This is a genomic window from Njordella calcicola (assembly GCF_056494125.1).
In genome coordinates, this window is the sequence record NZ_CM151396.1 from 4,198,276 (window position 1) to 4,213,612 (window position 15,337).

The window sequence follows — 15,337 nt, forward strand, 5'->3', positions numbered from 1 at the left end:
GAAGGGGACACACGATGTCGCAAGGCTTTGGCGAACATCAACCGCCCACCCATGACTCGGTCAACGGTGCTGCTGAACAAGCCTCGGATATCTTGCGATCCGTGTTGGAGAACACGTTGGCTCGTGGCTCTCAAGACATCACGCCAGCGGAGCTGGAGCAATTGAAGGCGGTGGCGGTAAAGCATCAAGTTGATTCGCTGCCCCTTTCGCAGGTAGCGGAGCTGCTGGTGGCCAAATTCTTGGAATCACGCTTTGGAAGCGTTGGAACCGGAAGCAATCAGACTGCCGATGCGCGGCAAGTTCAGTTTCGTTTGATGACCAAATCCATCTCCGAGACCTTGTGCAGTGATCCTACGAGCGCAAGCCGTTTAACTCAACTATGGCGTTTATTGCAGCAGTCGAATCCATGACCACCACAGACGCTCAAGAACGAATGAACTTGATCGAAGAGGGCCAAGCGCTAGTGCGTTCCCTTGCATTGCGTATCATGCGAAACATTCCGGTTCGCGTCGACTTGGATGACTTGATTGCTTACGGAGAGGTTGGATTGGCTGAAGCGGCACGCGACTTTGATGCGTCGCTGGGCAATCAATTCAGTACGTTCGCTTATTATCGAATTCGTGGCGCGATCTACGATGGTGTCGCAAAGATGACGTGGACCAGCCGGGCACGCTATCGACGTTTGCGTTACGAGCGAATGGCCGATGACGTGTTGGAAGCGGAACGCGATGTTGATTACCGCGAGCCGCCGACATTGGACGATGCGGGGAACTGGTTTGCGAGAGTGACGGAGAAGCTAGCTGTTGTCTATTTAGCTAGTGGTGGTGACGAAGCGATGGAACGTGCTGCCAGCGTAGAAGATCCGGATCGTAGCGGTGCGCAGGCTGTTTTGCACAAGGAAGCGAGTGAGAAGCTTCGGAATTTGGTAGAAACTTTAGATCCGACCGAACGTCACATCATTCGAGCTGTATATTTCGAGGGATACTCGCTGCAAGACGCTGCTAGTCAGATCGGTATCAGTAAGTCGTGGGCCAGCCGGATGCACGCTAAGATTTTAGAGAATTTGGCCACCAAGCTTCGGCGGCTCGATTTGCACGATTAAGCGAACGACAGATGAAAACGTACCCGATGTAGTGGGATTCGCCAGATTTCCCGAAGTAGAAATGGAAGTCTGGCGAATCCCACTACGGTAATATCATTGCTGCCGCTCGCTTTACGGTTTGCACAACGTTTCCTATTCAAGTCCGCACTGATGAACTCCTATGGCAACACCCGCAATCTTTGAACTTGAAAATTTCCTGCGGCCTTTGAGCGACGAGGAGCCAAGTGGCCCTGCGGCACGCGAGCATCCGGAGCTCAGCCGGAGCTTCTATGCGATTCGCGAGGCCCGGAACGCGGCGCTCGATTCGGAAAAGATGATCGCGAAATTCGAGCTGATGACGGACGAAGAGATTCAGCAGGAGATGGCCGGCCGCTCGGACGACCCGCGCAAACCACCCGATTGGCGCAAAGTGTACCAATTGGCAGAGAAGATGCTGACGGAGCAATCCAAGGATTTATGGGTCGTCAGTTGGTTGGTTGAAGCGGCCACGCGGCTGCATGGGATTGTGGCGATTCGTGACGGACTGACTTTGTGTGTTGATATCTGCAGCCAGTTTTGGGACACACTGCATCCGCGCCCCGACGAAGATGAAGAAGGCGCACGTTATACACTTTCGCAAATTGAAGGCTTAAACAATTCGCTACCGGGAGTTATTGAGAACGCAAAGATCTTCCCAAACGACAGTCGTTTCACCTGGGCCTCGTACCGCAACGCATTGCTGATGGAAGCCGATCCATCGGACGTCCGGGCGATGAAGTTGGAAGCTGGCGAGATCTCGCTGCAAATGTTCAACACTGCGATGGCCCAAGTCGGCGAGGAAGTCCTAACGAGTGTTGCCGAGGACATCCAGCAAGCCATCGACGCTTGCACGCGATTTGACCAAGTGATGTATGATGCTTGCGGCCGTGACGATGACGGTGTGATTGCACCGTCGATTTCGCGAATCTCCGAAATGCTACAGAAGATTCAAAAGGATTTTGCGGACATGTCGGCGTCCGTGTTGGGCAGTTCGGACGACATCAGCTCGATCGACGACAGCAGTGGAGCAGCGGCGGGGGGGCTGGCAACGCCAAGTGGTCTGGGCGCTCCCAAACAAGTGATGTCTCGCGAGGACGCCTTCCAGCACTTGCTGAAAGTCGCAGAGTATTTTCGCAAGACCGAGCCGCACTCGCCGGTTTCGTATGCTTTGGAGCAAGCAGTGCGTTGGGGACGAATGCCGCTGCCAGAACTGTTGCAGGACTTGGTGGGAGACTCGGATGCACTGGCCTCCATGTACAAGCGGATGGGGATCATTCCGCCAAGAAATGATGATTACTAGAATTTTAACGTTTGCCGTTATTGATTAGCTAGGCGCTATACCGCACAATAGGCTTTTGAGTCATGGCCAACGACGCTTTGTTAAGACAAAGTCAGAAAACATGCGTGCCGCTTTTGCGACCCACTGTTTTTAGGATGTTTCCGACTGTCACACCAAAAGGCTAGACACCTTTTCAAAAAGTCTATTTGAATGTTAACTGCGATCGCAGGTATGGTTAGTTATTGAAACGAAAGAGGTTACTCGATGGGTTCTTATCAAAGCAGACTGGGTCGTGTTCGCAAGCCACGCGTACATATCACTTATGATGTGGAAACTGGCGGCGCGATGGAAAAGCGAGAACTGCCATTTGTGGTTGGCGTCTTAGGTGACTTTTCTGGCCATCCCACGCAGAAGCTCAAGCCTTTACGTGATCGCAAGTTTGTCGAAATTGATCGCGACAATATTAATGATGTCTTGCGTCAAATGACACCGGGACTAAACCTTAAAGTTGAAAACACGTTGGCCGGTGACGGCAGCGAATTGGGCGTGCAACTGAAGTTCGAGTCGATGGAGGACTTTGAGCCAGCCAAAGTGGTCGAGCAAGTTGAGCCACTGAAGAAGTTGATGGAGACGCGAAATCAGTTGCGTGACCTGCTGGCGAAAATTGATGTGAGTTCCGATCTAGAGGCGACGCTAGAAGATGTGCTGCAGAACACCGAGAGTGCAGCCAAACTAGCGAAGGAATTGGGAATCGATCCGAAGAGCTAAAGGCATCTGCCTGCCAAGAATTTCCTCTGCGAGCGTGCATCGTGCTCTGCAGTAACCCATACCTAAGATCAATCATTGTTTTGGATACGACACAGGGAGCACTCAATTTATGGCCGCTCAGAAGCAAGAGAACACAGCCGCCTCGGAAGTTACCACCAGCGAAGGTAGTTTGCTAGAATCCGCGATTGCTGCAACACGACAAACAGAACGTTCACGAGCAGAAGAACTACTTCGTACGTTCACGGAGCAAGCACTCGAAGGTGCCGTGACCTTCGATAAAGACATTTCGCGTTCGATTCGCCGAACGATCGAGAAATTCGACGAACAAATCTCGAAACAACTCGCCGCAGTGATGCATCATCCCGATTTCCAGAAGCTGGAAGGCTCATGGCGCGGGTTAAGCTACCTGGTCATGAACTCGGAAACCGGTACCGAACTGAAAATCCGCGTGATGAACTGCAGCAAGAAAGACCTGCAAAAGGATTTGGAAAAAGCAGTCGAGTTTGACCAAAGCGATCTGTTCAAGAAGATCTACGAATCAGAATTTGGTATGCCTGGAGGCACGCCATACGGTGCTCTGATCGGTGACTATGAATTCCAGAACCACCCTGACGACATCGCGATGCTTAAGAGTGTGGCTGGTGTTGCGGGGGGGGCGTTTGCTCCGTTCTTGTCGGCTGCCTCGCCCGCTCTCTTTGGGATGGAGGATTGGACCGATCTTTCACGACCTCGCGATTTGAAGAAAGTGTTCGATACCGTCGAACATACCGCTTGGCGAAGCTTCCGTGAAAGCGATGACTCCCGATTCGTGACCTTGACGATGCCGCGTACGTTGGCTCGCTTGCCGTACGGTGCTAACACCAAGCCGATCGAAGAATTCATGTACGAGGAAGTTGAACTGGGTGCAGATGGGAAACCAAAAGCAGTCGATCATGATGAATATTGCTGGATGAACACCGCTTATGTTCTAGGCGCGCAAATGACCAGAACGTTTGCGGAAACCGGTTGGTGTACCGCGATTCGTGGCGCTGAAGGCGGCGGTAAAGTGGAAGGCTTGCCAGCCCACGTATTCAAAGCGGACGACGGTGACATCGCGCTCAAGTGTCCGACGGAAGTTGCGATTACAGAACGCCGCGAAAAAGAACTCAGCGATCTGGGCTTCCTGCCGCTCTGCCATTACAAAGACAAGGACTACGCGGTCTTCTTTGGCGCACAAACGACGCAAAAGCCGAAGGAGTATCAAGGCAAAGAGGGCCCTGCGGCGACAGCAAATGCCGCCATCAGTGCTCGTCTACCATACATTATGGCCACTTCACGTATCGCTCACTATCTAAAGGTGATCGCCCGCGACAAGATTGGTTCATTCCAAGAGCGCGAAGATATGGAGAAATGGATGAACGACTGGATTATGAACTATGTGTCGGCTGATTCAAAAGCAGACCAGAACACCAAAGCGCGTTATCCATTGGCCGAGGCAAAGATCGAGGTCCGCGAGATACCTGGCAAACCAGGTTCGTACAACGCGGTTGCTTACCTGCGACCTTGGCTGCAGTTAGAAGAGCTGACCGCGTCGCTGCGTATGGTTGCTGAGATTCCAGGCAAGAAGGGCTAAGCTAAGATTGCTTGGCGGTAGTCGGTAGTTTGTAGTACCGCCTTTTGGCGGGACGTTCGTTAGTTCGTAGTCCCGCCTTTAGGCGGAATAGTTTCCTGAAAACATAAAATGCAAGACCGCCTAAAGGCGGGACTACAAACAGCGGGCACTTACTTATTCACTCGTATACAACCTTGGTAGCATGTCAGAAGCGGATCGAACGACGAATTCGACGGGCCACCAAGAAATCGTTCTAGAGCGGGCTCCTAACACTCTTACGCAGGCCGCTAACTCGGGCAGTGAACCGACGGTCCCGCTTTCACTGCTGGACGGCTTGGTGCAATCGACGTTGCCAGTCAACTTGCTTGCCAGCGATGCGACGACAGCTTCGACTGAAAAGCAGAATCGGGTTTCTCTGGCAGACTTTCTGGCCGAATCAAGTGTTCAAGGCAAGCTGTCGCTATGGTTCGGCGAAGCGGTATTGGAGCGGTTGGCCGCTGAGCGTTGGAGCGTGCTGGCCCGCAAGCTGCAGGCGGAGATCGCTCGGATCGACGCCATGCTGAACAGTCAGATCAATGCCGTACTGCATCATCCCGACTTCCAAAAACTGGAGGCAACTTGGCGAGGCATTGAATACCTGACCAAGTGCCTTGATGCGGCGGGCGATGCTCCGATCAAAATACGGATGTTGAACGCGAGTTGGCCCGAGTTGTGCCGCGATTTTGACCGCGCTGTGGAACTGGACCAAAGCCAACTGTTTCGCAAGGTCTATGAAGAGGAGCTGGGAACTCCGGGGGGCACTCCCTTTGGTGTCCTGATCGCCGATTATGACGTTCAACCACGTCCCAGTCGCGAGCATCCGCATGACGATATCGCGATGCTCAAGTCGTTGTCCAAGGTGGCGGCAGCCGCGTTTTGTCCGGTGCTGATGAATGCAGATCCGACGATGTTTTCATTGGACAGTTTTGAGCAGATGCAACCCGCGATCGATTTTTCCAAGATCCAGGACGACCTAACCTTTCTGTCTTGGCGACAATTTCGCGAGACCGAAGATTCGCGGTTCGTTGGATTGGTCATGCCGCGAATGTTAATGCGCCAACGTTATCCCGACTTCGCGGACCGGCACGATGGTTTTCCCTTCCAAGAAAACATCCAATCTGCCAAAGACCAGCTTTGGGGGGGGGCTTGTTTTGCAATGGGAGAAACCCTGATCCGCTGTTTTTCCGAGAACCGATGGCTGGCAGACATTCGCGGGGTAAAGCGAGGGAACACGGGCGGAGGCTTGGTACTGGGAAATGCACAAGAAGATTTCCAAACCGACTCGCACGGCATCGCGATCAAACCATTTACCGATTTGATGGTAGGCGATTCGCTGGAAACGCAGATGGTGGAGTTGGGTTTTATCCCGTTGTGCAATTGCAAAGACGCAGGAACAGCGGCATTCTTTTCGACCCCTTCGACGCAGAAGGCAAAAACCTATTCGGATCTGTCGGCCAGTAGCAATGCGAAGATGTCCGCGATGTTGAATTATATATTTTGCGTTTCGCGGTTCGCACATTACATCAAACTGATGGGCCGTGATAAGATAGGCTCGTTCAAAGAGCCTGAGGACCTGCAGTATGAGCTCAACGATTGGTTGAGAGGCTACGTGACGGCTGATTCGGAAGCAGATGAGTACATTAAAAGCAAGTACCCGCTGCGAGATGCTGAAGTCCGCGTGATCGGAACACCAGGCAAGCCGGGCGCGTTTGAAATCACGATGAAGCTATCGCCGCACTTTGAATTGGAGGATATGCAAGCTTCCATACAATTGCGAGCGGAACTGGTGCGGAAATAATGTGTGGCCCCTTATTCCGATGTTCTTTTGCCGTTAAAAATTATTTCAATTCCAACTTTAATTTCTGAAAGTGCCCGCTCATGAACGCAATCGAACTCTACAAGCAAGGAAAACTGAATGAGGCGCTTGCTGAGGTGACGGCTCATTTAAAATCGAAGCCGACTGATATCGACGCTCGCATGTTCTTCGCAGAACTGCTTTGCTTTGCAAAACAATATGATCGTGCCGACAAGCAGTTGGAAACGATCGGCCAGCAGACGACCAAGGCGGCCGTGACTCTTGCATTGTATCGCCAGATCCTGCGAGGCGAGATCGCTCGAGAACAAGTCATGCGGGAGGGCCGCGCGCCGGAGTTGGTTGGCGAGCTGCCGAAGTTCGCGCAACTGACGCTTGAGTCGTTGGTTGCCATGCGTTTGGGGCAAACCGATGAGGCAGCACGCTTAATCAGTGAGGCTCATTCCCAACGTCCACTGATGCCTTGCAATTGCAACGGCAACCCATGCAGCGATTTTGGTGATTTGGATGATCGCGTCGCAGGAGTCATGGAAGTCATCACCAGCACTGGGAAATACTACTGGGTGCCCATGCATTTGATTGGCTCCATGGAGTTTGAGGCACCGGAAGTCCCACTGGAATTGGTTTGGCGGAAGGCTCAAATCAGCGTCAAAGGTGGCCCGGAAGGCGAAGTCTACATTCCAACTCGCTATGTGTGTGCAGACGAAGAGGACGAATCCTTGCTACTGGGTCGAGCGACAGATTGGACGGCCGACGACCAACCGATCATTGCCGGGAAAGGCTTGAGGACGTTTGTGGTCGACGACCAAGAGATGACCATTATGGAGTTAAAATCGCTGGCCTTTGACGAATCCACTTGATGCCTAGTTTCTCTGAAGCGATCGCGAAATCATGAGCCGCATTCGTCCCAACCAATTGCTTCTGCCATCGGTCTTCGATCGACTGCTGGACTTCGACCCAAATTTGAGTACCGAGACGCCGAAGAATCGCAGTCAGTTGTTGCGTGAACTGAAGCAAAGCGTTCGGCGTGATCTCGAAAACTTGCTCAATACCAGAATCTGTGTGTACCCAATCCCAGACGATTTGCCTCAATTGAAGACGTCCGTGCTCAACTATGGAATTCCTGACTTCACAGGGCTAACAATGGGTTCGCGTGAGAATCGCGAAACGTTGCGTGAGATTGTGGAAGCCACGATTCGGCGTTTTGAAACGCGATTTCAATCGGTGAGGGTCGAGATCTCGGAGGATTTCGATTTGCGCAAACGTACGCTACGCTTTCGGATCGACGGTGTCTTGTATGCTGAACCGGCGCCAGAGCCCGTGGTGTTCGATTCGGAGTTGCGACCGCAGTCTTGCGAGTTTGAAGTGAAAGGTGAAGCGTAGTGATCGATCGCTTGTTGGACTACTATCAACGCGAGTTGACTTTTATCCGAGACTTGGGAGCCCAGTTTGCGAAACTACATCCCAAGATCGCAGGACGGTTGCGACTGGACGCCGACTCGGTAGAAGACCCGCACGTCGCTCGATTCATCGAAGCTTCGGCCTTGCTATCGGCTCGTACGCGATTGAAGATCGATGACCGCTTTCCAGAAATTTGCCAAGCGATTTTGCAAACGCTTTATCCGCACTACTTGGCTCCGATTCCTCCGTCGGCCATCACTGAGTTTGTACTCAACGAAATGTCGACCGATAGTGTAGTCGGCTATCAGTTACCGCGCGGTAGTCGTGTGGAGACCGAGCCGATTGGCGGCGAACCTTGTCGCTTTCGTACTTGTTTTGATACCGAGCTTTGGCCAATCAAAATTTCGCAGATCGATTACTTGGTACCACCGCTGCCCTTTCCAGCTAGCCCTTGGAATCGTGAAGTCCATGCGGCAGTTCGTATTCGATTCTCGGCTCCGTCACCGAAAGTCAAAATCGATCGGCTGCTGATCAAGAAGCTGCGGTTGTTCTTGGGTGGTTCGCCAGCCTGCTCGAACACTTTAGTTCATGCGCTGTTGGGGCAAAGTTTAGGTGTCGCATTGTCCAATGACAAGCAGACGCTATTTTTGCCCAAAGATAATATCCAACAGGTTGGTTTTGCTAATGAGGAAGCACTGTTGCCGCACAATCCTCGCGGCATTCCGGGCTACCGCTTGATCAGCGAATTCTTCAGCTCAAATCAGAAGTTTCGGTTCGTGGATGTGCATTTTGGCGACCAGTGGAACCAATTGGAAGAATCGTCACATGTCGACTTGGTTTTTTTCATCGGCCGGAATCACCCGTTGCTCATGCGCGAATTAGATGCCGACACGATTCGGCTGGGCTGCGCGCCGATGGTCAACTTGTTTTTTAAACGAGCTGAACCTATACGCCAAACGGCCAATCAAACCGAATATCGAATCATACCCAGTGCGCGAGCTCAATCGAAGATCGAGATATACTCTATCGATCGAGTTACGGCTTTGACGGTGGCAGGACAAGAGCAAACGTTCTTGCCTTTCTATCATCCCAATCATTCCAGTGAAGGTTCTTTGTACTGGCATGCCCGTCGCGAGCGAGCGCTGGGAGTCACCTCGGAGGATGACCGTGGGACTGAAATGTATTTATCGACCACTAATCTCAGTGGCATGGCAAACTCCGACGAGAATCGAACGTTGGATGTTGAGACGACCTGCCTGAATCGCGATTTAGTAGCGTCATTACCCTTTGGCGGCGGTCAACCTCGACTGAGCGTTGCCAGCGCAGCGGGTGCAGTCGGAGCGAAATGCGTAACTCCACCTACCCCCACGTTGCGGCCCGCGGACCATACCGAGTATTACTGGCGACTGGTGTCCCACTTGTCATTAAATCAGCTTTCGCTTACCGACTCCGATTCGGGTGCGACCGCGATTCGTGAGATTTTGCGATTGTACAACCACGACGAAGAGGGCGAGAATCCGAAAGCGATTTCTTCCATTGTTAGTATCAAATACAAAAGGTCGACAGCACGTGTGGTTGACAAACATGGCTCTAATTTTTGTCGTGGAATTGATGTCGAGATCGTCGTAGACAGCGAACGATTATCGGGAACTGGCGAATATTTGTTTTCATCGGTGTTGGATCATTTCTTCGCGCTGTACAGTACGATAAACTCATTCACACGCCTGACCGTTCGGTCTCGCGAGAACAATGCCGTGATCTATTCTGGTAAACCAAGAGCAGGCATGCAGCAGTTGATCTAATAGGGATGGTAAAGCAACGTTCCCTGGTGGTCCAGTTTTTGAAGTGCTCGAGACTGATTTGCAGAACGTAACACGGGACTGGATTTGGCTGGGAGCAAAGCAAAAAGAATAGATCACCCGAGGCTAAGTGGATGAGTGACGACAGGTTGGTAGATGAGCTATTCCATGATCCGGACGATGGAGCAATGGAAGTCAAAGACAACGCGTACATACCTTTGACGGAACGCGTACCACAAGATGTCTGGCATGACAACTTTGTTCCAAAGTACAGTGCGTTAGCCACTGCGCCGCCAACGAAGTTAACCCTCATCGGTGTGTGGTTACTCATGGTCCCGATGATTTTCATCCATTGGATTTCCATGACTGCGTTGCGGCTGCCCGGAGAAAGTACAATCGCATCTGTACTGTTTTCTGCATTCAATGGAATGATGTTGATACTGGTGACCGCAGTGCTGTTCACCCAAACAGCGCGCTTTTTTCGCCGCAAGGAACTGGAATAGCTGGGCCATGTGCCCAGACTTCGCAATAGGATTGGTGCGTTAAGAGGACGAATTTAGCACACCAATCCTATTGCGACACGTTGGGGCAAGCCCAACGGTCGCTCAGAACTCGCGATCTCAGAACGATGTGCCTTGGTCTTCTGTCTTTCCAATGCTCCCGGCTTGTCCGGGAGATTGTTACGTTTCTCGCTACATGCCTACGAACAAACAACCCCTCTACCACTAATGCTCCTGGCTTGCCCAGGAGATCCTTCCGTTTCTTGCTGGAGGGCGTTACTGCAAAGCAAGAAGCCGAACGATCCACCGGCCGAACCGGTGGGATTCTGCAGGCTATGGCGGCCTCTGTCGTTTAGCGAGAAACCCAACCATCCACTGGACAAGCCAGTGGGATTCGGTTCGCGCTGCGGTGCAAGCATCGACGCAACGCTTGGCCTTGTGCCCACTCTTCGCAAGAGGATGGGTGTACTAAAGCATGACGAGCGAGCATGTCCGATCGGGGCTTGTCCCCGTCGGGAACCGCCTTGGTGTTCTAGACAGCGAGCCCATTGCGACACGTTGGGGCAAGCCCAACGGTCGTTCAGAGCTCGCGATCTCAGAACGATGTGCCTTGGTCTTCTGTCTTTCCAATGCTCCCGGCTTGCCCGGGAGATTGTTACGTTTCTCGCTACGTGCCTACGAACAAACAACCCCTCTACCACTAATGCTCCTGGCTTGCCCAGGAGATCCTTCCGTTTCTTGCTGGAGGGCGTTACTGCAAAGCAAGAAGCCGAACGATCCACCGGCCGAACCGGTGGGATTCTGCAGGCTATGGCGGCCTCTGTCGTTTAGCGAGAAACCCAACCATCCACTGGACAAGCCAGTGGGATTCGGTTCGCGCTGCGGTGCAAGCATCGACGCAACGCTTGGCCTTGTGCCCACTCTTCGCAAGAGGATGGGTGTACTAAAGCATGACGAGCGAGCATGTCCGATCGGGGCTTGTCCCCGTCGGGCACCGCTTTGGCGTTCTAGACACCAATCCCATTGCGACACGTTGGGGCAAGCCCAACGCTCCCTCAGAACTCGCGTTCTCAGAACGATGTGCCTTGGTCTTCTGTCTTTCCAATGCTCCCGGCTTGCCCGGGAGATTGTTACGTTTCTCGCTACATGCCTACGAACAAACAACCCCTCTACCACTAATGCTCCTGGCTTGCCCAGGAGATCCTTCCGTTTCTTGCTGGAGGGCATTACTGCAAAGCAAGAAGCCGAACGATCCACCGGACGAGCCGGTGGGATTCTGCAGGCTATGGCGGCCTCTGTCGTTTAGCGAGAAACCCAACCATCCACTGGACAAGCCATTGGGATTCGGTTCGCGCTGCGGTGCAAGCATCGACGCAACGCTTGGCCTCTTGCCCATTCTTCGCAATAGGATGGGTGTACTAAAGCATGACGAGCGAGCATGTCCGATCGGGGATTGTCCCCGTCGGGCACCGCTTTGGCGTTCTAGACAGCGAGCCTATTGCGACACGTTGGGGCAAGCCCAACGGTCGCTCAGAACTCGCCTTCACGCAACAAGCGACTGAATCTCTTATGGCAGGAGAATCAGGGCAGTAGAATAGATTTCATGACCATTCTCCTGCCCCCATTCTCTTGCCCATTCTTCGCAAGAGGATTGGTGCGCTCAGAGCTGTTCACCCAAACAATGCGTTTCTTCCGCCGCCAGGAACTGGAGTAAGTTTGAATCCTTACGAACCCTCTTCGAAGTTGACCGAGCGACAAGTGGTTGTTGGGATGCGATGCCCCGTTTGCAGCCAGCCTTGTCGACGCGTGAAAATAACGTTTCGCATAAGATGCGGCGGATGTGGCCAGATGCTGGGCGTCAAGAACTTAGCTTTACTCATTCCTTTGCAGATGCTTCTGACCGTCGGGTTCTTGCTGTTTTCCGTCTACATCAATTCTTTTGTGGGCAACGCAGGAGCCGCTTTTCTAGTTGCGGTCGTTTTAGCGTTGATCGCAAACTCTATGCTAGATTCTTGGCTCGGGAAGCCTTGGCCATATAGGGGCTTCCGCGCATTGTCCACTGCCGAAGTACAGGAACTGCGTGACCACTACTGGGCGCAAAGAGACGCGACCCTGTTACCGGATCGCGTGAATAAAGATCGTGAATGACATTTGGCGCGTGCTGGCGGCTACCAAACTCGTTTGGCTTCGGCGAGCGCTTCGTCGATTTTTGCGATTTCGCGTCCTCCGGCTTGAGCCAAATCTGGTTTGCCTCCGCCGCCGCCACCTAAGATCTTCGCGACGGGGCCGATCCATTTGCCCGCGGATTTGCCTTGTTTCACCAAATCGCCGCTCAGGCCAGCAATCAATGTGACTTTATCATCCTCCGCAGGAGCCGCCAACATGATCGCTACCGGCTCGGCCAACGTATTGCGAATCTTGTCGATCCACTGACGCATGACCAACGGCGTTGCTCCGTCCACACGTTGAATGATCAATCGCACGCCTCCGACCACTTCACCTGCGGCAATCAAATCCTCAGCGGTCAGTGTCGTTGCACCAGCCGCATTCTGAATCTGGCTTCGCAAAGTAACTTGATCATTCAGCAGCGTTTCTAGTCGCGATGGAATTTCTTCAACGGGAACATTCAAAATGCGAGCCGTTTGACGAATGACCATGCGGATCTGCTGACTGGCAACACCATCGGTAGAAACCGCAGTGACCGGAGTCGATACGTCACGTCCGACGGCTGGTAGCAAGTTGTCCGCGCTGGAGCCTGTAGCAGATTTCTTGAGCTTGCGGATCGCTTGCATCAATTCGTTTGCGACATCTGGGATCTGAGCAACACTGCAACCCAAAATGCCAGCGGCTTGAGAAGCGGTTTGAGCGATCTGTTGGCGATACGCATCGGCGCGAGGACCGGTTAAGGCGGTGATGCGACGCGTCCCCGACGATATACTTTCCTCATTCAAGATCAGTAGCGTACCGATGTCGCCGGTATTATCGGCATGCGTGCCACCGCACAGCTCACGCGAAAATTCGCCCATGCTGACCATACGAACTGGGTCTGGATATTTCTCACCAAAAAGCATCATCGCACCTGCGGCGCGTGCGTCGGCTAACGAGACTTGCTTCCAACTGATCGGCTCGCCGCTCTGGATACGTTGGTTGCAGATCGATTCAATCTGCTCAAGCTGCTGTTCTGTCAGCGATTCTTGGTTCGTGAAGTCGAATCGCAGCCAGTCGCAATCCACCTTGCTGCCTTGCTGTTGAGCGTGACCGCCAACGGTTTTCTGCAATGCGTGATGTAAGACGTGTGTGGCCGAGTGAGCGCGACGGATGCCGTCCCGTCGCTCGTTGTTGACGTTGGCAGTCACGGACATGCCTTCATCCATGCTGCCGCTGGCCAATCGTCCGTAGTGTACGACGAGGTCGCCCGCCTTCTGTGTATCGGTGACTTCGAAGGTCATCGCGCCAGCGGTAATGGTGCCTGTATCGCCGACTTGACCACCGCTTTCACCGTAGAACGGAGTCTTGTCCAGGACAATCCGCATCTTGTCCGTGCCTTCATCGGAACTGGTGACAGTTGAAACGAGCTTCTCGGAATCGGCTTCACCGACGACGATGCCCTTCAATTTGCTTTGCGCGGCCGTGGAGATGTAACCCAAGAACTCGGTGGACCGCAGCGCTTCTTTCAAGGTTTCGATAGGACCGGTTTTGAAGAGCTCCTTTTGCTCGTCACCACTGATCGCTTCGTGTTCAGCCATGGCATCGCGGTAGCCTTCCCAGTCGAAGGTGAAACCTTTCTCGGCTGAGAGTTGCTGAAACAGTTCGGGAGGCACGCCGTAAGTTTGATACAAACCAGCGGCCTCGCGACCGTCGACCATTACTTTGCTGCTAGACTGCATATCGCTGAAGACGCGGTTGATTCGATCCATCGCCGAATCGATCGTGCGATAGAAGTCCGCTTCTTCGCGCTGCATGACTCCACTGACTCGTTCGATCGTGTCCATCAATTCTGGATAAGGCGACTTCATCATCTCTGCCACCACCGGCACCAAGCGATGGAGGAAAGGTCCCTTCATACCCAGTTGGTAGCCGTCCAGCACAGCGCGGCGCAGCAATCGCTTGATGACATATCGAGCTTTCTTTGGGCCGGGATACACGTTCTCATGAATCGCAAAAGTGCAAGCACGAACGTGGTCGGTGATACGTCGCAAGCGGCGTCCATTCTCGCTGTCGTACGAGTAATCAACGCTGCAAACTTGTGACGCAGCCTGTACGATTGGGAATAGTGAATCGATATGAAAGTTGCTGGGTTTGCCTTGAAGTACGCTGGCCGTTCGCTCAAGCCCCATGCCGGTATCGATATTCTTGCTAGGCAGCGGGCGTAAGTTATCTGGTGGTTCGCCCACGCGATTGAATTGCGTGAAGACCAGATTCCAGATTTCGACGTTCTTGCCATTTTCCAGTTCGTAATAGATCTCGCTGCACGGACCGCAAACTCCGTCGGGGCCTTGGCTTGGGGCGCTAGCTGGCCAGAAATTCTCGTCCTCTTCCATCCGCGAAATCCGTGTAAATGGCAACCCAATCATTTCGTTCCAGAACTTGGCCGCCTCATCATCATCCTTGTACACCGTTACAGTCAGACGGTTGGGATCGATGCCAAGCCACTTTTTGTCGGTCAGAAACTCCCACGCCCACGCGATGGCGTCCTTTTTGAAGTAATCGCCGAAGCTAAAGTTGCCCAACATTTCGAAAAACGTGTGGTGGTAAGCTGTACGGCCGACATTGTCGATATCGCCCGTTCGCAAGCACTTTTGGCACGTGGTGGCGCGGGTAAATTCTAGTTTAACTTTTCCGAGAAAATGGTCTTTAAACTGGTTCATCCCTGCCGGCGTGAACAAGACCGAGGGGTCCCAGGTCGGCACCAGGACGTCACTGCCCTGTAGGTGGTGGCCCTTAGAAACGAAAAAATCTAGGTATTTTTGGCGTAGTTCGTCAGTTTTCATTGAATGCGACTGTGGAGTATCGTGCATCGATAATCG

The 15,337-nt window shown here is 53.0% G+C and carries 13 protein-coding genes; 12 read left to right on the top strand and 1 reads right to left on the bottom strand.

What is annotated here, in order from left to right:
• Nucleotides 1-14: 14 nt before the first annotated feature.
• The 12 genes from SH302x_RS16395 (at nucleotide 15) to SH302x_RS16450 (ending at nucleotide 12,458) form a co-directional block, all read left to right on the top strand.
• Complete coding sequence (locus SH302x_RS16395; RefSeq protein WP_479363479.1) at nucleotides 15-410, top strand: hypothetical protein; 396 nt, start codon at nucleotides 15-17, stop codon at nucleotides 408-410.
• Nucleotides 407-1,102, top strand: a complete 696-nt coding sequence (locus SH302x_RS16400) for a sigma-70 family RNA polymerase sigma factor (RefSeq protein WP_479363480.1) — start codon at nucleotides 407-409, stop codon at nucleotides 1,100-1,102. Before SH302x_RS16395 ends, SH302x_RS16400 begins: the two co-directional genes overlap by 4 nt.
• Nucleotides 1,103-1,262: 160 nt before the next feature.
• Nucleotides 1,263-2,420, top strand: a complete 1,158-nt coding sequence (tssA, locus tag SH302x_RS16405; RefSeq protein WP_479363481.1) for a type VI secretion system protein TssA — start codon at nucleotides 1,263-1,265, stop codon at nucleotides 2,418-2,420.
• A 243-nt stretch (nucleotides 2,421-2,663) separates the two neighbouring features.
• Nucleotides 2,664-3,167 carry a type VI secretion system contractile sheath small subunit gene (gene tssB, locus SH302x_RS16410; RefSeq protein WP_479363482.1) on the top strand — a complete coding sequence of 168 codons (504 nt, stop codon included), beginning with the start codon at nucleotides 2,664-2,666 and terminating at the stop codon, nucleotides 3,165-3,167.
• 109 nt (nucleotides 3,168-3,276) lie between these two features.
• Nucleotides 3,277-4,779, top strand: coding sequence for a type VI secretion system contractile sheath large subunit (gene tssC, locus SH302x_RS16415; RefSeq protein ID WP_479363483.1), 1,503 nt, complete (start codon nucleotides 3,277-3,279; stop codon nucleotides 4,777-4,779).
• 181 nt (nucleotides 4,780-4,960) lie between these two features.
• Nucleotides 4,961-6,595, top strand: a complete 1,635-nt coding sequence (gene tssC, locus SH302x_RS16420; RefSeq protein ID WP_479363484.1) for a type VI secretion system contractile sheath large subunit — start codon at nucleotides 4,961-4,963, stop codon at nucleotides 6,593-6,595.
• An 80-nt stretch (nucleotides 6,596-6,675) separates the two neighbouring features.
• The gene (locus SH302x_RS16425; RefSeq protein WP_479363485.1) at nucleotides 6,676-7,470 is read left to right on the top strand and encodes a type VI secretion system accessory protein TagJ; all 795 of its coding nucleotides are present in this window, start codon (nucleotides 6,676-6,678) and stop codon (nucleotides 7,468-7,470) included.
• A gap of 31 nt (nucleotides 7,471-7,501) precedes the next feature.
• A complete protein-coding gene (gene tssE, locus SH302x_RS16430; RefSeq protein WP_479363486.1) occupies nucleotides 7,502-7,993 on the top strand; it encodes a type VI secretion system baseplate subunit TssE in 492 nt (163 codons plus the stop codon).
• A complete protein-coding gene (tssF, locus tag SH302x_RS16435) occupies nucleotides 7,993-9,813 on the top strand; it encodes a type VI secretion system baseplate subunit TssF (protein ID WP_479363487.1) in 1,821 nt (606 codons plus the stop codon). The genes tssE and tssF overlap by 1 nt, the downstream gene beginning before the upstream one ends.
• 131 nt (nucleotides 9,814-9,944) lie before the next feature.
• Nucleotides 9,945-10,313 (top strand): hypothetical protein, encoded by a 369-nt coding sequence (locus tag SH302x_RS16440; RefSeq protein ID WP_479363488.1) that lies wholly within the window; start codon nucleotides 9,945-9,947, stop codon nucleotides 10,311-10,313.
• 1,422 nt (nucleotides 10,314-11,735) lie between these two features.
• Nucleotides 11,736-11,903: a hypothetical protein gene (locus tag SH302x_RS16445; RefSeq protein WP_479363489.1), complete on the top strand. Its 168-nt coding sequence runs from the start codon at nucleotides 11,736-11,738 to the stop codon at nucleotides 11,901-11,903.
• Between the two features lie 255 nt (nucleotides 11,904-12,158).
• Nucleotides 12,159-12,458, top strand: coding sequence for a hypothetical protein (locus tag SH302x_RS16450; protein ID WP_479363490.1), 300 nt, complete (start codon nucleotides 12,159-12,161; stop codon nucleotides 12,456-12,458).
• A gap of 20 nt (nucleotides 12,459-12,478) precedes the next feature.
• Here SH302x_RS16450 and alaS read toward each other — a convergent pair whose 3' ends face one another.
• Entirely contained in the window at nucleotides 12,479-15,301 is a 2,823-nt protein-coding gene (gene alaS, locus SH302x_RS16455) for an alanine--tRNA ligase (RefSeq protein ID WP_479363491.1), read from the bottom strand.
• Between the last annotated feature and the right edge of the window lie 36 nt (nucleotides 15,302-15,337).